This is a genomic window from Cardiobacterium sp., from assembly GCF_057314735.1.
This window is the reverse complement of the sequence record NZ_DBHKZK010000053.1, coordinates 38,730-58,417: the sequence shown is the minus strand read 5'-3', so window position 1 is coordinate 58,417 and position 19,688 is coordinate 38,730. Positions and strand designations below refer to the sequence as shown.

At 61.7% G+C, this 19,688-nt stretch carries 17 protein-coding genes and 1 pseudogene; 7 read left to right on the top strand and 11 right to left on the bottom strand.

Annotated features, from left to right (window positions below; all coding sequences use genetic code 11):
• Both ACO54Z_RS07000 and ACO54Z_RS06995 read right to left on the bottom strand, forming a co-directional pair.
• Positions 1–852 carry a transferrin-binding protein-like solute binding protein gene (locus tag ACO54Z_RS07000; protein WP_485996379.1) on the bottom strand — a complete coding sequence of 284 codons (852 nt, stop codon included), beginning with the start codon at positions 850–852 and terminating at the stop codon, positions 1–3.
• Positions 853–1,004: 152 nt separating this feature from the next.
• A complete protein-coding gene (locus tag ACO54Z_RS06995; protein WP_298080972.1) occupies positions 1,005–1,427 on the bottom strand; it encodes a PepSY domain-containing protein in 423 nt (140 codons plus the stop codon).
• A gap of 65 nt (positions 1,428–1,492) precedes the next feature.
• Between ACO54Z_RS06995 and ACO54Z_RS06990 the strand changes: the two genes are divergently transcribed.
• Together ACO54Z_RS06990 and ACO54Z_RS06985 are read left to right on the top strand one after the other, a co-directional pair.
• Positions 1,493–2,281 carry a hypothetical protein gene (locus ACO54Z_RS06990; protein ID WP_485996378.1) on the top strand — a complete coding sequence of 263 codons (789 nt, stop codon included), beginning with the start codon at positions 1,493–1,495 and terminating at the stop codon, positions 2,279–2,281.
• 75 nt (positions 2,282–2,356) lie between these two features.
• Positions 2,357–3,820, top strand: a complete 1,464-nt coding sequence (locus ACO54Z_RS06985) for a DUF4139 domain-containing protein (RefSeq protein ID WP_485996377.1) — start codon at positions 2,357–2,359, stop codon at positions 3,818–3,820.
• Between the two features lie 53 nt (positions 3,821–3,873).
• On the opposite strand, the gene ACO54Z_RS06980 is transcribed toward ACO54Z_RS06985, so the two are convergent.
• The 5 genes and pseudogenes from ACO54Z_RS06980 to ACO54Z_RS06960 form a co-directional block, all read right to left on the bottom strand.
• Positions 3,874–4,701 carry a hypothetical protein gene (locus ACO54Z_RS06980; protein WP_485996376.1) on the bottom strand — a complete coding sequence of 276 codons (828 nt, stop codon included), beginning with the start codon at positions 4,699–4,701 and terminating at the stop codon, positions 3,874–3,876.
• Positions 4,698–5,222 (bottom strand): annotated as a pseudogene (locus ACO54Z_RS06975) (type II toxin-antitoxin system death-on-curing family toxin); the annotation flags it as partial. The pseudogene ACO54Z_RS06975 and the gene ACO54Z_RS06980, both read right to left, overlap by 4 nt.
• Positions 5,223–5,274: 52 nt before the next feature.
• Positions 5,275–5,727, bottom strand: coding sequence for a DNA polymerase III subunit chi (locus ACO54Z_RS06970; protein ID WP_485996375.1), 453 nt, complete (start codon positions 5,725–5,727; stop codon positions 5,275–5,277).
• Positions 5,728–5,734: 7 nt separating this feature from the next.
• Positions 5,735–5,971, bottom strand: coding sequence for a DUF6429 family protein (locus ACO54Z_RS06965; protein ID WP_485996374.1), 237 nt, complete (start codon positions 5,969–5,971; stop codon positions 5,735–5,737).
• Positions 5,972–5,987: 16 nt separating this feature from the next.
• The gene (locus tag ACO54Z_RS06960) at positions 5,988–7,310 is read right to left on the bottom strand and encodes a J domain-containing protein (RefSeq protein ID WP_485996373.1); all 1,323 of its coding nucleotides are present in this window, start codon (positions 7,308–7,310) and stop codon (positions 5,988–5,990) included.
• Between the two features lie 74 nt (positions 7,311–7,384).
• Between ACO54Z_RS06960 and upp the strand changes: the two genes are divergently transcribed.
• Positions 7,385–8,017: a uracil phosphoribosyltransferase gene (gene upp / locus ACO54Z_RS06955; protein WP_485996422.1), complete on the top strand. Its 633-nt coding sequence runs from the start codon at positions 7,385–7,387 to the stop codon at positions 8,015–8,017.
• Between the two features lie 340 nt (positions 8,018–8,357).
• Positions 8,358–10,499 (top strand): bifunctional 23S rRNA (guanine(2069)-N(7))-methyltransferase RlmK/23S rRNA (guanine(2445)-N(2))-methyltransferase RlmL, encoded by a 2,142-nt coding sequence (gene rlmKL / locus ACO54Z_RS06950; protein WP_485996372.1) that lies wholly within the window; start codon positions 8,358–8,360, stop codon positions 10,497–10,499.
• A gap of 61 nt (positions 10,500–10,560) precedes the next feature.
• On the opposite strand, the gene ACO54Z_RS06945 is transcribed toward rlmKL, so the two are convergent.
• The gene (locus ACO54Z_RS06945; RefSeq protein ID WP_298081474.1) at positions 10,561–12,060 is read right to left on the bottom strand and encodes a surface lipoprotein assembly modifier; all 1,500 of its coding nucleotides are present in this window, start codon (positions 12,058–12,060) and stop codon (positions 10,561–10,563) included.
• A 194-nt stretch (positions 12,061–12,254) separates the two neighbouring features.
• On the opposite strand from ACO54Z_RS06945, the gene ACO54Z_RS06940 reads away from it, so the two are divergent.
• A complete protein-coding gene (locus ACO54Z_RS06940) occupies positions 12,255–14,807 on the top strand; it encodes a glycogen/starch/alpha-glucan phosphorylase (protein WP_485996371.1) in 2,553 nt (850 codons plus the stop codon).
• A gap of 66 nt (positions 14,808–14,873) precedes the next feature.
• Here ACO54Z_RS06940 and ACO54Z_RS06935 read toward each other — a convergent pair whose 3' ends face one another.
• Positions 14,874–15,113 (bottom strand): hypothetical protein, encoded by a 240-nt coding sequence (locus tag ACO54Z_RS06935; RefSeq protein ID WP_485996370.1) that lies wholly within the window; start codon positions 15,111–15,113, stop codon positions 14,874–14,876.
• A gap of 108 nt (positions 15,114–15,221) precedes the next feature.
• Between ACO54Z_RS06935 and ACO54Z_RS06930 the strand changes: the two genes are divergently transcribed.
• Entirely contained in the window at positions 15,222–15,344 is a 123-nt protein-coding gene (locus ACO54Z_RS06930; protein ID WP_485996369.1) for a hypothetical protein, read from the top strand.
• 461 nt (positions 15,345–15,805) lie between these two features.
• Here the strand turns inward: ACO54Z_RS06930 and ACO54Z_RS06925 are convergent, their stop codons facing one another.
• Positions 15,806–16,681 carry a hypothetical protein gene (locus ACO54Z_RS06925; protein WP_485996368.1) on the bottom strand — a complete coding sequence of 292 codons (876 nt, stop codon included), beginning with the start codon at positions 16,679–16,681 and terminating at the stop codon, positions 15,806–15,808.
• Positions 16,682–16,707: 26 nt separating this feature from the next.
• On the bottom strand, positions 16,708–17,622 hold the full coding sequence (locus ACO54Z_RS06920) for a homocysteine S-methyltransferase family protein (RefSeq protein ID WP_485996367.1): 915 nt from the start codon (positions 17,620–17,622) through the stop codon (positions 16,708–16,710).
• 98 nt (positions 17,623–17,720) lie between these two features.
• Here ACO54Z_RS06920 and ACO54Z_RS06915 point away from each other — a divergent pair, with 98 nt between their 5' ends.
• Complete coding sequence (locus ACO54Z_RS06915; protein WP_485996366.1) at positions 17,721–19,433, top strand: vWA domain-containing protein; 1,713 nt, start codon at positions 17,721–17,723, stop codon at positions 19,431–19,433.
• The last annotated feature ends 255 nt before the right edge of the window (positions 19,434–19,688 follow it).

The following is a 19,688-nucleotide window of genomic DNA, read 5'->3' as shown; positions in this document are numbered from 1 at the left end:
CTATTGTTTTTCGGCGCCGAAAACGGCGGTGTTTTCCGGGTAATTGCGGATGGCTTTGGCGGCGGGCAGACTGAACTGGCCGATGATGTGCTCGGCGCGGGGGCCGGCGACGGTCGCGTCGAGAATGCCACCGCTGTAGGCAACGGGATTTTCGTAACTGCGGTCGTTGTAGTGCAGGTTGCCGCTGATGTGATTGCCGGCGAGATTGGCGCTGATGTCCAGCGGCTGGCCGCTCACCGCGGACAGCCCGCTGACGCGGCCACCGACGGCCTTGTTGCCGAAATTGACATCGAGGGCGATGGCGCCGTCTTCGGCGTTGCGATAGATGACATTGCCTGCGTAGTGCGCGCTGCCGCTGGTCGGCACGGCGGCGTAGGGCGTCGGCTGGACGACGTGGAAATGGCGGTAGTGGTCGCCGGGGGCGTGATAGCTGCCGAAGCTGGCGTAGGAGAGGTTGCGGTAGAGGATTTGCCCGCCGCCGCGGGTGCTGTCACGGTGGATGCCGTTGCCGCCGTCGAGGTAGTAGGGATTGTTGCGGTCGGCGGCGGGAATGGCGGCGCAGTCGCGGCAGGCACTCCCGTCCGGGAAGTAGCGTTCGATACCGTCGCCGTCGGTGCGCGCGGTGGTCGCGGCCATGCCGTTCAGGCGGCGCCAGTTGGCGGCGGGCGGGGTGGTGCGGTTGTTCTGGTTGCTTTGGTTGGGGTTGAAGTAGCCGGGGCGGTTCGGGCTGTTGTTGCCGTAATGCTGCATATTGATGCCGATGCCGGGGCCGCTGATGGCGACGTTGTAGTCGTTGCCGCCGCAGGCGGTAAGCGCGAGGGCGGTCATGAGGGCAATGAGAAGGTTGTGCATGGGAGTGCTCCTGATGGGCGTGTGTGGCATTGTCGCACCGTCGGCGGCGCTTTTGTGTTTTTTGGCGAGCAGCGGCGGTGTCGCTTCACCTGAAACCATCATCGCCACAAAAAACCGCGCCGAAGCGCGGTTTTGCGGGTTTATCCAGCCGTTCAATCATCATCATCGTCATCGTCGTCATAATAGCCTTCGCCATGACCATGATTGCCGTAGTAGCCGTAATAACCATGCGGGTCGTAATTGCCGCCGCCGTTATAGTCAGGATAAATCTCGATGCGATCATCATCGCGGTCGCGCTCCACCCGATCCTGATCAATCAGCTCACCGGTTTTCGCATCCACATAGACTTCATACTTGCGGCCATCCTTGCGGATTTCCACTTCATAATAGCTGCGGCCATGTTTGCGGTGTTCGTAATCCACATCGACCACCCGCCCCTGAATCATCGAGTTGGCAATCATCGCCGCCTCTTCTTCGCTAATGGTGCGGCGGTGTTTCTTGGCGAGTGCCGCCGGGCTGGTCATTAACATCGCCGCAATCAGTACGGCAGCCAGCAAACCCTGTTTTTTCATCATCTTGCTCCGGTTATTGGGACGGGATTATTGTAGCGCCGGACAGATGAGCGAATGGCGACGGCAAAATGAAGGGTTGCTCATTTTGCCGCTGCCGTATTGTCGCTACATTACCGTCTTTTCCACAATCAGGAGCCGTCATGCCTCATAAAAATGTTCTTGTTGCCGCCCTGCTGCTCGCCTTCTGCCCGCTGGCTCAGGCGGAAAACGCGCCCGCTGCTCCGGCAGCGCAAGCCGCCGATGCCGCCCCGCAAGATAGCGAAGAAGCAATATCAACCTATTTCCGCCATCCCGATCCGGCGCGCGCCCTGAAGTTATTGCTGAATATGGCAGATAAACCGCTCTTTCAGAATAAAGCCAGCGCCAGATTCAATATGATGGCGTGGGGTGCGCAGGTTTTGCGTGATAATCCGCAGGAAACGATGAAATGGTGCGACGCGCTGCAAGCCAAAATAGATGCTACCGATTTGCTGATACTGTTTCGCTTTGCGGCAACGCCGGATAGCGAAAAATGTATCGAAAAAATCAATCCCCCGCAGGAATTGGTCAAGCAAACGGAAGGATTAAATCTGGAAGAATTTACCAGCCTGACCTTCCCGGATGCCGTCTCGCTCGATGTCTTGTGGGTCTCTTTTTATGCGACGGGCAAAGCGGAATATGTAAAGAAAATCGTGGATTTTGTCATTGCCAGCAAGGACAGCAAAGACCCTTTAACGACCGGTGCGGCCAAATGGTCGCTGGGCAGTAACATGAAGCAATATCCCGAAATAAAAACTATCGTGGAAGATTATCTGCAAACCCTGCCTGCCGAAAAACAAACGGTATTTACCCAACAAATGGCAGGCTTCCAAAAATAAACGCTTGCCGCATTGTCATCATCCCGCCACTTTGCAATCCGTAAAGTGGCGCCTTTTTCACACTCAGGAGCCATCATGCCCCGTAAAACCACTATTGCCGCCGCGCTTGCGCTGGTGGTCAGTCATGCCGCCTTTGCCGACATCACCGAGACCGTGAGCGAAGGCAAAGACCGCGAAGCCGTCGCCGTCACCATTTACAACGAAAACCTCGCGCTGGTGCGCGAAGCGCGCAAACTGCCGCTGAACGCGGGCGCGAACCGCATCGCCCTGCGCGACGTCTCCGCCCGCATCATGCCGGAAACGGCGAGCCTTGCCGCCCGCAGCGGCGCAGCGCTGCAACTGCTGGAGCAGAACTTCGATTACGACCTGTTGAGCGCGCAGTCGCTCTTGGGCAAATACGTCGGCAAGCGTGTCACCGTCATCCATACCAACCCGGCGAGCGGCGCGGAAACGCGCGAAGAAGCGACCGTACTCGCCAACAATGACGGTGTGGTGCTGCAATACGCCGACCGCATCGAAACCGGGCTGCCCGCCAACGCCCGCCTCGCCTACGGCGACGTCCCCGCCAACCTGCGCGATCACCCGACGCTCACCGTCGATTTGCAAAGCGGACAGGCGGGCGAGCAGACCGTCGATCTCGCCTACCTCAGCGGCGGCTTCTCGTGGCAGGCCGATTACGTCGCCAGCCTTGCCAACGACGAAAAAAGCCTCAACCTCGCCGGCTGGGTGACGCTGGACAACCAGAGCGGCACCACCTACGACAACGCCACCCTGCAACTGGTCGCGGGCGATGTCAGCCGGGTGCGCCCGGACTTTGACAGCATGGCGCTGCGCGCCGCCCCGGTCGCGGCGATGGAAGCCGCCGCGCCGATGGCGGAAGAATCGCTGTTTGAATACCACCTCTACACTTTGAACCGCCCGACCACGCTGAAAAACAACCAGAAAAAACAGGTGGCGCTGCTCTCCGCCGCCAATGTCCCGGTGCGCAAGGAATACCGCCTGCAGGGCGAAAATTACACCTATTACAACAGTCTGCGCGGCGAATCGCCGGAGCTGGGCGACAAGCGCAAAGTCGATGTCTTCGTCGAATTCAAAAACGAAGAAAAAGGCCAACTGGGCATCCCGCTGCCGAAAGGCATCGTCCGCGTTTACAAAAACGACAGCGACAACCGCGCGCAGTTCATTGGCGAAGACCGCATTGACCACACCGCCAAAAATGACACGGTGCGCCTCAAACTGGGCAGCGCCTTTGACGTGACCGGCGTGTGGAAAAGCGTGTCCGTGAAAAATCTGGACAGCGGCAAACTGGGCAAACTGATTGATGGCGAACAATTCGAGGCGACTTACAGCATCGAACTCAGCAATGCCAAAAAAGAAGACGTCACGGTGAAAGTGGTTGAGCCGTTGCCGGGCGACTGGAATATCACCGCAGAAACCTTCAAGCACGAAAAAGTCGGCGCGGATTTGGCGCAATGGCAAGTGCCTGTTCCGGCGGATGGCAAAGTGGAATTGAAATACACGGTGCGGATTAAATTCTGAATATCGCACCAACAAAAACCGCCGGAATGACCGGCGGTTTTTTTATGGACGGGTTATCTGCCCGAAAAAGGACTTTTGCGTTGCGGGCGGGGCGTTTTACGGGTGGGTGTTTCCGCAACGAAGTTGTCGCCATCAAAGCGGTAATGCTGCAATTCATTTTGCATTGCGCCGCCGGGATATTTTGCCGTGGTTTTGACGCGGGGGAAGGTGAGGGTCTTCTTTTCGTCGTCGTAAATGAAACGGGTGCGTGCCGGATATTTGCTCAGCGCGGGTTGGTCGAGCAGGCTGCGCATATCGTATTCGTATTGCAGGGTCGCGGTCAGCGTATTGTCGTGCGCTATCCACGCAGCGGGGACGAGATCATCGCCTGCGACGTGCAACAGCGTCAGTTTTTCCGCATGGTTTAGCATCGCATCCTTGTCGCTTTCGATGAGAAACCAGGCGGTGCCTTTCTTGCCCAAATGCGCGGTATCAATGGCAATGGTTTGTTCGTTTTGCGTGGCGGCAATGGCGGGCGCGTCGATAATGCGCGTTTGCCAATTGTGTGTGCGGTATTGCCAGACTTCGCGGTAATGGCGCTCAATACCGCCGGTCATGTCGTCCCAGCGCCAGGCGCGGAATTGTTTGTCGGCGGCGGTGGCGATGTGCAGTCCCGCCGCCTGCGCCTGCGGGTAATCGCAATCCCAGTTGGTATTGGCCTGCGCGGCAAGCAGGCGGTGTATTTCGCTATTGGCGCCGTCCCGCTCGCCGCGTTCGTAGGCGACGACGGATTGGGTGTTTTGTAATTGGCGCAATGGCGTGGCAAGTGCGGCATCCATTTCGGCGCAATTATGTGCGCTGGCAATGGCGGGATATAAAAAAAGTATGACGCGGATATTCATGGGGCGGAATTTTCTTTGAGCGGAATGAAATGTTCGATGAGGCGAATGATGAGGTCTTTTTGCGCGGGCGCGCTTTCGGCGACGAGTAATGTCAGTGCGACCAGGGTATTGTTGTTGATGAATTGTGCGACGGTTTTGTCGAGCAGGTGCTGGTTGAGGCGCAGATACCAGAGAAAGAGAAAGGCGCCGCTGCGTTTGTTGCCATCGGCGAGCGGGTGATTTTTGATGACGAAGTAGAGCAAATGAGCGGCGCGGCTGGCTATGTTCGGATAAAAGAGGTCGTCGCCAAAGCCCTGTTCGATGGTGGCAATGGCCGAGGCGAGGCCGTCGCCGCGCACCTGGGCAAAGAGTGCGGTCGCCTCGCCTTTGGCGACAAGCGCGGTTTTGAGGTCGGCCAGCGCGGCAAGCACGTCATCGAGGGCGAGCGCGCGCATTCCGGGCTGGCGGGCGCTGGTAGCGGCGAGGCTTTGCGCATCGTACCCTTGCAGCAGGCTCCAGCTGTTGGCGTAGTCCTGTATCACTTGCCGGTGAAGGTCTGTCGGGTTTGTATTTTCCATACGGGCTCCTGATGGTTCAGACGCTGCCGATGCGGTGCGTTTGCGGGTCGAGTTCGCGCTCGCGGTAGGCGGCGTAACGGCTGCGGGTGCTGCGCAGCACGTCTGGCTGCGGCGTCACGATTTCCAGCACACGGCTACAATCGCGCGGCAGGTCGGGCGTGGTTTCCAGGCTGAGATTGATGAGGACGTCGGCGCGGGCGATGCGCTCCGGCGGCACGGCGAGCAGTACCGCCGCCTCGCCGGCAAGCGGGTCGTCCGGGCGGCAGTGGGTGAGGAAGCTGTCGTCGGCGCGGTAGTGCCAGAGCGCGTGGTCGAGTTGCGCCGCCATCGCCTCGTCGGCGCAACAGATGAGGGTTTGCAGCCGCTCCTGTTGGGCTTTTTCGGCGAGTTTGCAGGCGAGCTCCAGGCGGTGTTCGAGGCCGCTGCCGTCGGGCAGAATGTAGAAGCGGACGGTGGGTTTTACGGGCATGGCGGCATCAGTTGTCGTCTTTGCCGAACAGGCGGGCGGCGAGCGCCAGTCCCTTTTCCTGCCCTTCCAGGGTGAGATGGGCGGATTTTTTGCGGCTGTGTGGTTGGGTGATGTAGCCCTTTTCGTAGAGGGTATTCATCAGGTCAAAGTCGTAGTTTTTCCAGAAATGGCCGGTTTCGCGGTTGCTGACTACGGTAATCAGCGCGAGCAGGGTGTCTTCGATTTTTTGGTCGTCGTATGGCATGGTTATGTCTCCTGGGTTAATCAGATGGCGCTTCGCCGTCGTCCAGCGCGGACAGCAGGTGCCAGCAGACGGCCGCGGCAATGAGGATGGCGGCAAGCACGACGGCGACGGGCGCGGCGTGGCGCAGTTGCCACAGTTGCCAGCACAGCGCGGCAAGCAGGGTGAGGTAGATGCAGCCGGTGGCGGCGGCGAGGAAGCGCAGGTCGTAGTCGCGGTAGCGGCGGGCGAGGTCGGCGCAGCAGGGCAGCAGCCAGTAGTACGCCAGCCACGGCGCGTTATCCACGCAGGCAAAGGCGATGCCGAGCAGGACGGCGCCGTAAAAATGGTCGCGCCGCGTGGGGTCGTCGGCGGGGATGCGGCTGAATCCGGCGAGTGCGGTCGCCACGCCGCAGGCGATGACATACGGCAGCCATTCCGGCGGGGCAAAGGTGGCGAGTACCGCGTAGCAGGCAATCATTCCGGCGTAGAGCGGCGCGGGCACGGCAGGCAGCGGCAGCTCACGCTGGATGGCGAGCACGCCCCGCCACCACAGTTCGCCCGCGAGGATGAGGGCGAGGCAGGCGGCGGTTTGCGGGAATCCCAGTCCGCAGGCGGCAGCGGCGAGGATGGCGCAGGCGAGGTGCGGCAGGCGCAGCCGCGCTTGCAGGCGGGCGACGGCGGGAAAGCGGGCGGTGATGGCGGCGTTGTCGAGGCGCAGCGCGGTTTGCAGGCGGGCGAGCTGGAGCTCTATCAGGCGTCCGGGGTCGGTGACGAAGGCATTGCCCAGGCCGTAGCGGCGCTGTTGCCAGCCGGAAAGCGCCAGCCATGCGCCCAGTTCGGGGGCGCGGCGGGCGATGACACGCAGCGCCTTGTCGTGCGCGCCGGTGTGTACGAGGGCGCGCAGGTAGTCGTCCCAAAGCGGGTCGTCGTCGGGCAGGCCGCGCAGCAAGTGGTATTTTTCAATCGCCCAGATGAGGCTTTGCGGGTAGCGCTGTGGCCGGTCGCGCCCCTCAATCCAGCTGGCGATGAGGTCGCGGAAGTCGAGCTGCTCGTCAATGGTCGGCAGCGCCGCGCTTTGTTCCTGCAACAGCGCGAGCAGCGCGTCGTCGCTTTTCGCCTGACGCCAACTGCGGCGCAGCGCGCGCGCGTCCAGCAGTTCCGGCGGCTCAACGGCGGTGTTGTCGGCAAAGGTGTTGTACTGTTCGCCGCCCGCGAGTGCGGTTTCGTAGGCTTCGCGCAAGCGGATGAAGCCGTCCGGGTCGCGGTCGGGGCGGTGTTTTTTCAGCAGTTGCGCGTAGGCGCGCTTGATGGCGGCTTCGTCGCGGGTCGGGGCGATGCCGAGGATGTGCCAGCAGTCCATGTTCGTTCCGGGTGGTAAAGGCCGCATTATAATGGCGTCATCTTTTCGTTATGGAGTTGCCCATGAATCCGCCCCTGAACATTACCGTGATTGATCACCCGCTGGTCGCGCACAAGGTGTCGCTGATGCGCGAGGCCGATTGCAGCACTTACCGCTTCCGCACGCTGACGCGCGAGCTGGCGCGGCTGATGGCGTATGAGGCGAGCCGCGAGCTGCCGAGCGAGCCGTACACGCTGCAATGCTGGAGCGGCGAGGTGGAAGGGCGGCGCATCGCGGGCAAGACGCTCACCGTGGTGCCGATTCTGCGCGCGGGCTTGGGAATGCTGGACGGCGTGCTGGATCTCATCCCGACGGCGAAAATCAGCGTGGTCGGCCTGCAACGCGATGAAGAAACGCTGCAACCGGTGTCCTATTTCGAGAAATTCACCAACAAGATGGACGAGCGCCCGGCGTGGATTATCGACCCGATGCTGGCGACCGGCGGCTCGCTTGCCGCCACCATCAGCCTGCTGAAAAGCAAGGGCTGCAAGGACATCAAGGCGCTGGTGCTGGTCGCCGCGCCCGAAGGCGTGCGCCTGGTGAACGAACAGCACCCCGACGTGCGCATTTACGCGGCGGCGCTAGACAGCCACCTCAACGAAAACGGCTACATCATCCCCGGCCTCGGCGACGCGGGCGACAAGATATTCGGCACGGTGGTTGCGTAAACGCGCCCCCTCCCTCGCAGGACGCATTAGCGTCCGCAGCGGGGGAGGGTCGGGGAGGGGGTAGCGATCTGGAATAATCACACTTCGGTTGGCGTAGCCCGTTGATTTACCCCCATCCCGGCCTTCCCCCGCTGCGGGCTTCGCCCTGCGGGGGAAGGAGAACAGCCCTGCGGGCTGCGTATGCCATTTACATACACCTTGAGCGCTACCCTGTATGCCGCCGATGCCCAATAGTCATAGCCGTAGGTCGGCCATTCATGGCCGACATGAAAAACTTGCTCCGCCAGAAAAAGCATAACGGTGGGTCAAGACCCACCCTACTACTCACACAAGGAACCCGATGCAACACCCCCTCGTCCTTCCCTGCGCCAAAGGCAGCGAACAAGTCCTGCTCGCCGAAGCTGAAGCCCTCGGCCTGCAAAACGCCCGCCTCGGCGTCGCCGTTGTCTCCGGCACGGGCGACCTCGAAACCGCCTACCGCCTCTGCCTCTGGTCGCGCGTCGCCAGCCGAGTCCTCTGGATCGTCGCCGAAGGCGAAGTCGCCAACCCCGACGACATCTACGCCCTCGCCCGCGCGGTGCCATGGGACGAACACTTAAGCGCCGACAGCACCTTTGCGGTGAATTTCAACGGCATCGGTCAGGGCATCCGCAACACCCAGTTCGGCGCGCTCAAAGTCAAGGACGCCATCGCCGACCACCTGCGCGACACCCTGCACCGCCGCCCCGACGTCGATGCAAAAAACCCCGACATCAGCATCGACGCCCATTTGCGCAAAGGCCGCCTCACCCTCGCCCTCGACCTCGCCGGCGGCAGCCTGCACCAGCGCGGCTACCGCCTCGCGCACGGCGCCGCGCCCATCAAAGAACACCTCGCCGCCACCCTGCTTTACCGCGCGGGCTGGCCGCAGCTCGCCGCCGACGGTTACAACCTCATCGACCCGCTCTGCGGCAGCGGCACCCTGCTGCTCGAAGCGCTGCTGATGGCGGCTGACATCGCCCCGGCGCTGATGCGGCAACATTTCGGCTTCAGCCATTGGCAAAGCCACAAACCGGCGGTATGGCGGCGCCTGCTCGAAGAAGCGCGCGAGCGGCGCGAAGCGGGACTTAGTCGCCTTGACCTGAAAATCTGGGGCTACGACCACGACGGCGCGACCCTTGCCAGCGCACGCGACAACGCCGCCCGCCTCGACCTCGGCCACTGCCTCCATCTGGAGCGGCGCGAGCTCGTCCGCTTCACCGCCCAACCCGGCTACGGCGCGCGCGGCCTCATCATCACCAACCCGCCCTACGGCGAACGCCTCGGCACCTTGAGCGAACTCGTCGGCACCTACGACGCGCTCGGCGCGGCGTTCAAAACCTTCCCCGCCAACTGGCAAATGGCGATTATCAGCAGCAACCCCGACCTGCTGAAACGCCTGCGCCTGCAACGCCACAAAACGTACCAAGCCTACAACGGCGGCATCGAAACCCAAATCGCGCTCTACCTGCGCAGCGAACAACACGAGGGCGAAGGCGAGACGCACGACCCCGGCGCGCCGGTGGACGAACAGGCGCGGATGCTCGCCAACCGCCTGCGTAAAAACCGCCGCGCCGCGCAAAAAGCGGCGGAAGCCGCCGAAACCAACGCCTACCGCGTGTACGACCAGGACATGCCCGAATACGCCGTCGCGGTGGACATCTACGGCGACCACGTGCACGTCCAAGAATACGCGCCGCCGAAAACCGTCGCCCCGGAAAAAGCGCGCAAACGCCTGCTGGACGCCTTGCACCTCATCCCGCAAATCCTCGAAATCCCCGCCGCCAACTTGGTGCTGAAAACGCGCGAACGCCAGCGCGGCAGCGCCCAATACCAAAAACAGGCGGCACGCGGCGAGTACCTCACCGTGCGCGAAGGCGCGGCAAAACTCTTGGTGAACCTGCACGACTACCTCGACACCGGCCTCTTTCTCGACCACCGCCCGCTGCGCCGCCGTATATATGAAGAAGCCCGTGGTCTGCGCTTCCTCAACCTCTTTTGCTACACCGCCAGCGCCAGCGTGCAGGCGGCATTGGGCGGCGCTGCGTACACCACCAGCGTCGATTTGTCGCAAACCTACCTCGACTGGGCGCACCGCAACTTCGACGCCAACGAACTGGACAGCCGTCACCGCCTCATCAAGGCAGACGTGATGGCGTGGCTGCAAGAAGGCGACAGTCAGTACGGCCTCATCCTCTGCGACCCGCCGACCTTCTCCAACACCAAAAAAGAACAGCGGGTGTTTGACGTACAACGCGACCACGTTGCGCTGATAGAGCGCTGCATGAAGCGCCTCGCCCCCGGCGGCACGCTCTATTTCTCCAACAACTACCGCGGCTTCAAACTCGACCCGGCGATAGCCGGGCGCTACCACTGCGAAGACATCAGCGCCGCCACTATCGGCTTTGACTTCGCCCGCCGCCCCAATATCCACAAGGCGTGGAAAATCACCGCGCGGGGATGATGCAGCCATGAAAAAAGCCGGATAGAAATCCGGCTTTTTGCTGGGTAATCGCAACGGGTCATCAGAACGAGCGGCTGAAGTCCAGATAGACTTTGCTGGTGTCGTAGCTGTAGAACTTGTTGTTGCTGTCGATTTTGCTGTAGGAGAAGACGAGGCGCGGGGTGATGCCGAGGAAGTGGATGTTGCGGTGCCACAGCGCGAGGTTGACGTTGTATTCGTTGTCGCGGCGCTTGATGTTGAAGAAGTCCTTGTCCTTGGCGAAGCGCTTGCCGTAGCTGCCCATCAGGCGGGTGGAGACGCCTTTGCCCCATTCTTGTCCCCAGCCGAGGCGGGTACCGAAGCGGTTGTAGGCGTCGCTGGCGCTGCGCGCGCTTTTGTGGCTCAGATCCAGCCCGGCGAACCAGTATTGTTTTTGACTCGGCGAGAACATGACGGTGTTGCCCATGCTGATGCGGTTGCCATCGAGGTAGTTGTACATATCGATGTGCTTGTCGTAGCTGTATTCGACGTTGTTCTGCCAGCGCCAGCGCGGGGTCATCCAGTAGGAGGTATCGACGCGCAGACCGGCGGATTTGGAGTAGTTGTGCAGGTTGCCGTCGCCGTTGCTGCCGCGTCCGTAGAAGCGGGTTTGTACGAACGGGGTCACTTCAACGTCAATGCGCGCGTTGCGGAAGCCGCCACCGGCGGCAACGCGGGCGGTGATGTCGTTGTAGTTTTTGTTGTTGTAGTAGTACACGCCGCTGAGGTCGCCGTGCAGCGAGCTGTAGAAGTTGTCGTTGATGGACCATTTTTTGTCGGCACCGACGCTGTAGCTGATGCCGTTGGCTTTTTCCTGGTCGCGGTTGGAGGTGAAGCTGCGGCCATTGCCGAGCTCAATGCGGGTGCCTTTGGGGGCGACGCCGTTGACGTTGTCGTCGCGCAGGTAGCTCAGGCTGCCGTTGAATGACCACTGGTCGCGGCGGTCAATGGCGGCGATGTAGTCGTCCAGCGCTTTGCGGTCGGCTTCGGAGACATCCGAGCTGCGCAGTTTTTGCAGTTGCTCTTTGGCGGCAATCATTTCGTTGTTGCGGTAGAGCGCAAGCGCGGTCTGGAAGCGCAGCATCCGGTTGTCCGGCAGGTTGGAGATGAGTTTGCGGTAGAGGCGGACGGCATCGCCGGTGCGGTTTTCGTTCATGGCGATGATGGCGTTGCCCCAGTCAATGAGCGAGTCGTCGCGGTTCGGCACTTCGGCGTAAATCGGCAGCAGCAGTTTGAGGCCGTCGGTTTCGTTGCGGCGGATGAGTTCAACCAGCAGTTTTTCCAGCTCTTCCGGGTGGGCTTTCAGGTATTCCGGGGTATAGACGATGTCTTTTTCCGGGCCGGCGGCGTCGCTCGGCAGGGTGTTGGCGGGGCGGACGGCGGGCAGTTTTGGCGCGTTTTCTACCGCTCTTTTGTCAATGTTGTCTTCGGAGAGGCGCTCGTTGCCGCGGTCAAGGGGAACGGCGGTGTTTTGTGCCGCCGCCGGAAGGGTGGCGAGCATCAGGGCGGACAGGGCGAGGGGGGTTATTCGGGTGATGTTCATGGGCTTCTCGTGTTGTTGTGAGGGGATAACGCAAAGCGGCGCATTATAAAGCAAACTTTTTTCCCTTTGCCATGAATCCGTAGCAAAGTGAAGATGATGGCGGCGCGTGGAATGTCTGCAATACGGCATTTCATTTCCTTAATTAAGGCGAGAGGCGTATGATTTCGGCAAATTCACCCCGATGGAGAGATCCCATGCTAAGCAGCAATCAAAAATATGAATACCGCGCCCCCGGCAGCGACGTGCAGAGCCTGAAAGAGGCGCTGGTGTACAAGCTCATTTTCGGTTTGGGCTGCCCGCCGGCCGAGGCGACCAAAACCAACTGGCTGAACGCCGCGCTGCTGGTGGTGCGCGATCTTGCCGCCGAACGCTGGCTGCAAAGCACACGCTATTCCCGCCGCGAAAACCTGCGCCGCGTCTATTACCTCTCCATGGAATTTCTGATGGGGCGGGCGCTGTCAAACGCGCTCATCGCCGAAGACGTTTATGACAACCTGGGCGCGGCGCTGGCCGAACTGGGACAGGATTTGAATGAGATCATCGCCGAAGAAGGCGATCCGGGTCTGGGCAACGGCGGCCTGGGACGTCTCGCCGCCTGCTTCATGGACAGCCTGGCGACGCTGCGCATCCCGGCGATGGGCTATGGCATCCGCTACGAATACGGGATGTTCCGCCAGGACATCGAAAACGGCAAACAGGTCGAGCGGCCGGACTCCTGGACTGAGCAGGACATCGCCTGGCAATTCCGCCGCCCGAGCAAACACTACACCATCCGCTTTGGCGGCAACATCCACTACCAGGGCGAACAGTGCATCTGGAACAACAGCGACCAAATCACCGCGCTCGCTTACGACCAGATTATCCCCGGCTACGGCACCGCGGCGGCGAACACCCTGCGCCTGTGGACGGCACACGCCGGCGACACCTTCAACCTCGGCGACTTCAACCGCGGCGACTACTTCGCTGCCATCGAAAAACAAACCACCTCAGAAAACGTCTCGCGCGTCCTCTACCCGGACGACTCCACCGCCGTTGGCCGAGAGTTGCGCCTGCGCCAGGAATACTTCCTCACCTCCGCCTCCGTGCAGGACATCGTCCGCCGCCACCTCAAAGAAAACCCGGACATCAGCACCCTGGCCGATACCGTCGCCATCCACCTGAACGACACCCACCCGGTGCTTGCCATCCCCGAACTCATGCGCATCCTGATTGACGAACACCGCGTCAAATGGGACGACGCCTGGGCGGCCTGCGGCAAAATCTTCAGCTACACCAACCACACCCTGATGGGCGAAGCGCTGGAAACCTGGCCGGTGGAAATGATGGGCCGCGTCCTGCCGCGCCACCTGCAACTCATCTTTGAAATCAACGAACACTTCCTCGACACCTTGCGCAAACAGGGCTACGACGGCGACTTCATCCGCCGCGTCTCGCTCATCGACGAAGGCGGCGAGCGCCGTGTGCGCATGGCATGGCTGGCGGTCATCGGCTCGCACAAAATCAACGGCGTCGCCAAAATCCACTCCGACCTCATGGTCAAATCCATCTTCGCCGACTTCGCCCGCCTCTACCCCGAGCGCTTCACCAACGTGACCAACGGCGTCACCCCGCGCCGCTGGATAGCGCTGGCCAACCGCGACCTCGCCGCACTCATCGACCGCCACATCGGCGCCGACTGGCGCGTTCACCTCGAACAACTGACCAAGCTCAAAGCGCTGCAAGAAGACGCCGCCTTCCGCGCCGACATCCGCGCCGTCAAACGACAAAACAAACAGCGCCTCGCCGACTGGATCGAAGCCGAACTCGGCATCACCGTCAGCCCGGATGCCCTCTTTGACGTACAAATCAAGCGCATCCACGAATACAAGCGGCAACTGATGAACATCCTCCACATCATCAGCAGATACAACCGCATCCTCAAAAATCCAGATGCCGACTGGGTGCCGCGCGTCTTCATCTTTGCCGGCAAAGCGGCGAGCGCCTACTACGCGGCGAAAAAAATCATCCACCTCATCAACGACATCGCCAACGTCATCAACAACGATGGCCGCATCCGCGACCTCATCAAAGTCGTCTTCATCCCCAACTACGGCGTCAGCCTGGCGCAGCTCATCATCCCGGCGGCGGACATCTCCGAACAAATCTCGCTCGCCGGTACCGAAGCCAGCGGCACCAGCAACATGAAATTCGCATTGAACGGCGCACTCACCGTCGGCACGCTGGACGGCGCCAACGTCGAAATCCTGAATGCCGTCGGCGAAGAAAACATCTTCATCTTCGGCAACACCGTCGAACAAGTCGAAGCGCTGCGCCAGCGCGGCTACTCACCGCTGCTCTACCTCGAAAACGACCCGGAACTGCACGAAACCGTCATCCAGATAACCTCCGGCGCCTTCTCACCGGAAGAGCCGAGCCGCTACCACGAAAACCTGCACATCTTCAGCGACTACTACCAGGTACTGGCCGACTTCCGCAGCTACGTCGAAGCCCAGGGACGGATTGACCGCCGCTACCGCGACCAGGACGCCTGGGCAAGATCGGCAATCGCCAACATCGCCAACATGGGCTACTTCTCCTCCGACCGCTCAATCGAGGACTACGCCAAAAACATCTGGCACATCAAACCGCTGCCGGAAGTACCGGTAGAAAACAACAACGGCAACGCGCTGAGCGAAGTCCCGGAAAGCTCCGCCCCGCCACAACCGGCCAAACCCGTCGCCAAGACGGACAAGAAAAAAGGCCAATAACCGCCGCAAAAAACCGCCCTCCGGGGCGGTTTTTCATGGCGTGCCTGTCGCATCACGGTCTGGCGCTCACGGCAGCGAGGCATAAAAACGCATGATGGCGCTCAATATCCGCATATCCATCGGACTCACATCTTCTGCTCCCGGCCCGGCACTTTTGGGGCGACACCACGCCATGCGCATCACATCCTGCGCGTATTTGATGTCCTCACAATGCCAATGCTGCGCGATGACTTTGACATTGGCGTCTTCCATGCCGCCGACGACGGCAACGGATTGCACCTTGTCATCAAAAACCGCGAGCAACATGGCGGGAATCCCCCCGTCATCCGCTGCCGGAGGCGCCGATTCCAGCACCATCAGTGCATGGTCTGCCAGACCGGCAGTCACCGAATCAAAGGGCTGGAAGCCGTATTTGTGCGAAAACGCCTGGATACCGGCAGCATGGTTGTTGGTCTGGACGAGTTATACAAAATCCGTGCCGAGCGTTTTCATGCCCTCGTCGCCAATCTGTTGGACTTCTGCAAATGCCACGGCTGATGCCGACAGCAGGCAGACAGACAAAAATTTTTTCATATTGACCTCTTGCTCGATATTAAAAACGGAATCCGCTGCGCGCGCCGCCGGCAGGGTTTCAATGACCGTACCGGCGGCGGGCGGAATTGCAAACAGGCTTAGGCGCTGTTTACAATTGGCTATAACATGATGATTTCATTCGCAAGTTTGGTTAAGGCCTGTTTACCATTCAGCCGTAAACACGCCCAATCCAATGCGGTTGCGTGGCGACGATTTTGTGAGCTACACCATTGGTTTGTAGGGTGTGTGCCGCAGGCACGCACGCGTTTGCCGATATCAAATTCCCGCGTGCGTGTCGGCTACGCCGCCACACACCCTACGCGGAACTCGCCCGCTGCGGGGCGGCGCGCCCTGCAGGGGAGAGTCAGGGAGGGGGTGTGAAAAATCGCGTAGCGACCGCATCCAAAATGAATTGCAAACACCCCCTATTGGAGCTGTTCTTTCATCGCCTTGGTTGTGTTTTCAATCGAGTCCATCAGTTTCAGCATTTCCTGCGCGGCTTTCATTTCTGCCAGCGAGCCTTTTTCCAGCGCCTTGCCGTCCGCGCTCCAAAAGGTGATTTCTTCCTTGTCGCCCTGCTTGCGTTGCGACATCAGCAGGCTGCCATCGGCACGCCAGAGGGCGGCGGTGGCGGCATCCTTCTTGCCGTCGCCAGACGGGACAATCGCCATCAGCGTGCCGTCCGAGTAGAACATCCGTCCGTGCGTCGTCGCGTAGGCGGCGAGCGTGGTGAAGGGGTCGTTGGCATCGCTGCCGCCTTCGGGGAGCGGGGCTTGTATCACCAGCACGCCGTTGTCGTAGAGGGCAGGATGGCCGGTCGCCTTGCCGTCTTGTCGCGGGACGATGGTGCTGACGCTGCCGTCGCGGTTGTAGTTGACGAGGGTACTGTCGGACAAATCGCCGTCGAAATCGTCTTCTGCCGCGCCCTGGCGCAGGATGCTCGGCGCGATTTGCGGCTTGTCGCTGTCCTGGTAGAAGTCCTGGACGACGGTGCGGCCATCGGCGGTTCTGCCGAGGATTTTGCGGTAGTAGCCGTCCTGGACGGGTTTCTCCGCCTTGTTGCCCTTGGCGTCAAAGTAGTACGTCTTGCCTTCGCCGGGGGTGTAGTCAAGCGGCGCCAGTTTTGCCGCCTGTTCGGCGAGGCGGATGCTGTCCGGCAGCTTGACGTCGAGGCGCTGCGGCAGTTCAGCCTTGCGGACTTCAAAGGCACTAGGCATGGAGCCATGCAGCGTGGTGGTGTTTTCCGCCTGGACGGCGACGGTGCCCAGCGCGAGGGCGAGGGCGATGAGGGTTTTCTTCATGAAATGCTCCGTGGGTTGGGAAAGGTTTATGGTTGCACGGCGTCGCGCCATTGTGCAATCGCCGCGATGTGCGCCGCGCCGACGCCGCAGCAGCCGCCGATGATGTCCGCGCCTGCCGCGCGCCAGCGCTTTGCCCAGTCGCAATAGGCAGCGGGGGTGAGGTCGGCGCGGATGTCGTCGAGGCCGTCGTTGGCGGGCAGCGCTTCTTCGTCTGCGCCGTGGGCGGCGAAGGCGTTGGCATAGACGCCGAGGCGCATCGGGCTGCGCGCCGCATCGAGCGCGGCGCGGGCGGTGGTAATGGCGGCGGTCATCACTTCGGGGTGGCTGCAATTAAAGAGCAGCGCGTCGAGATGCAGCTCCAGCGCGAGGGCAACCGCCAGCGCGACCGGCTCGCCGCTGCGCAGTTGCGGCACGGCGGTCGGGCGCTCGTCTTCGAGGGTGAACGACGCCCAGAAGGGGCGGTCGCGCGCGGTGAGGGCGTGCAGGGTGCGCACTTCGGCGATGCTGCTTTGCGTCTCCGCCAGCCACAGGTCGGCGTAGGGCGCCTGACCGTCAATCAGCGGGCGGGCGATTTCCGGCGCACGCGCCGCGTCGAACAAGTCCGGGCGGTACGAGCCGAACAGCGGCGGCAGCGACGCGGCGACCCGTACCGCCTTACCGCTTGCCTGAACCGCCTGCCGTGCCAGTTTCCCGGCGAGCGCCGCCAGCTCCTGCGCGCGGGCACGGAAGCGGTCTTCGCCGATGTGAAACGGCACGAGCGCGTAACTGTCGCTGGTGATGATGTCGGCACCTGCGGCGATAAAGGCGGCGTGGACGTCCTGCACGAAGGCTGGCGCTTCCAGGAGCGCCAGCGCCGACCATTCCGGCTGGGCAAAGGGCGCGCCGAAGCGCAGCAGCTCGCGGCTCATGCCGCCGTCAAGGACGAGAAGGGGATGGGTCATGCGGTCTCCGGGGTTGGGAAAAGCGCCAATGTGGCGCAGCGCAGCGTTTTTTGCAATGGCTGGCTATAATCGCCGCATTCCCCCAACCGGAGCATCCCATGAAAAACCGCCTTTCCGCCCTCGTCCTCCTCGCCGCTGGCAGCATCGCCCGCGCTGCCGACCTCTGCGCCGACCTGGAACCGCCACCGCTTGACCCGCCGGTGGAATACGCCGCCATGAGCGCGCCCGTTCTGCAGAAAGCGGCGCCGGTCGCGCCTGCATCGACGACCAAAGAAGTCGCCGCCCCCAATTTGGAGAACCGCCTCGGCGTCAATATGCCCGTTCCGGCGGGTGCCAACCCCCAATGGGCGCTAAACAAATCCGTCGCCAGAGTGGGCATTCGCGGCACGGCAGAAGCGCCAAACCGCGAACGCTACGCCCACAGCGACGCGAACCCGGTACACCGCGTCGCCGACACGCCCGTCTCCACCTTCAGCATCGACGTCGATACCGGCAGCTACAGCAACGTCCGCCGCATGATTACCCGCGAAGGCCGCCTGCCGCCCGCGGACGCGGTGCGCATCGAAGAAATCCTCAACTACTTCGCCTACGGCTACCCGCTGCCGCAGGACGGCAAACCCTTCGCCGTGCACACGCAAACGGTGGATTCGCCGTGGAAGGCGGACGCCAAACTCATCCGCATCGCCATCCAGGCGGCCGATCTTGCGCCGGAAAAGCGCCCGCCCGCCAACCTCGTCTTCCTCATCGATACCTCCGGCTCGATGAACGACCCCGACAAACTGCCGCTGGTGAAAAAAACCGTCTGCCACTTCGCCGAAGCGCTGCGCGCCGACGACCGCATCAGCCTCATCACCTACTCCGGCAGCACCGCCAAAATCCTGTCGCCGACCGCGGGCGACCAAAAAGAAACCATCATCGCCGCCCTCAAACCGCTGCGCGCGCACGGCGCCACCGCCGGCGGCGAAGCGCTGCGCATGGCCTACGACGCGGCGGCGAAAAACTACCGCAAAGACGGCATCAACCGCATCCTGCTCGCCACCGACGGCGACTTTAACGTCGGCATCAGCGACCCGGCGGCGCTGAAAAGCTATGTGGCCGAGAAACGCAAAAGCGGCATCAGCCTCACCACCCTCGGCTTCGGCGCGGGCAACTACAACGACGAAATGATGGAACAACTGGCAGATGCGGGCGACGGCAACTACAGCTACATCGACAACGAAGACGAGGCGAAAAAAGTGCTGGTACGCCAACTCGGCTCGACGCTGGCCACCGTCGCGCGCGACGTCAAAATCCAGATGGAATTTAACCCGGCGGCGGTCAAGGAATACCGCCTCGTCGGCTACGAAAACCGCCGCTTGCGCGAAGAAGACTTCAACAACGACCGCGTGGACGCAGGCGACATCGGCGCGGGCAGCAACGTCACCGCCCTCTACGAAATCATCCCGCAAGGCAAAACCGGCTGGCTCGACGAACGCCACTACCAGAACGCCCCCGCCGCGAGCGGCCGCGCGGACGAATACGGCTGGCTCAAACTGCGCTACAAGACGCCAGAGGGCGAACAAAGCCAGTTGATTGAGCAGGCAATTGCGGCGAAAAGCATCCCGCTGGCGGATGCCGATGACGCGACCCGCTTCGCCATCGCCGCCGCCAGCTACGCGCAGGCGCTGAAAGGCGGCGCGGACAACGGCGCCCTCGACTGGGCGGGCATCCTCCGCTTGGCGCAGGCCGCCAAAGGCGCAGACCCCTACGGCGAACGCGCCGGACTGATTGCGCTGATTGAGCAGGCGCAAAAACTGTCGGCGGGGAAATAGCATTTACATACACCAACCCCGCTACCCTGTATGTATAAGAGCCTGTTTGAAGTCTGCGGGTAAAAGCGAAAATCCCCTCCCCCGCAGGGCGAAGCCCGCAGCGGGGGAGGGGCAGGGTGGGGGTGAGCGATATTGCCTATGAATTTAAATTGCTGTTTTTCAATGGTTTTGCTGCCCCACCCTACGCCTACTGCGTAGGTCGGCCATTGATGGCCGACATCAAAAACGTCGGGCATGAATGCCCGACCTACACCG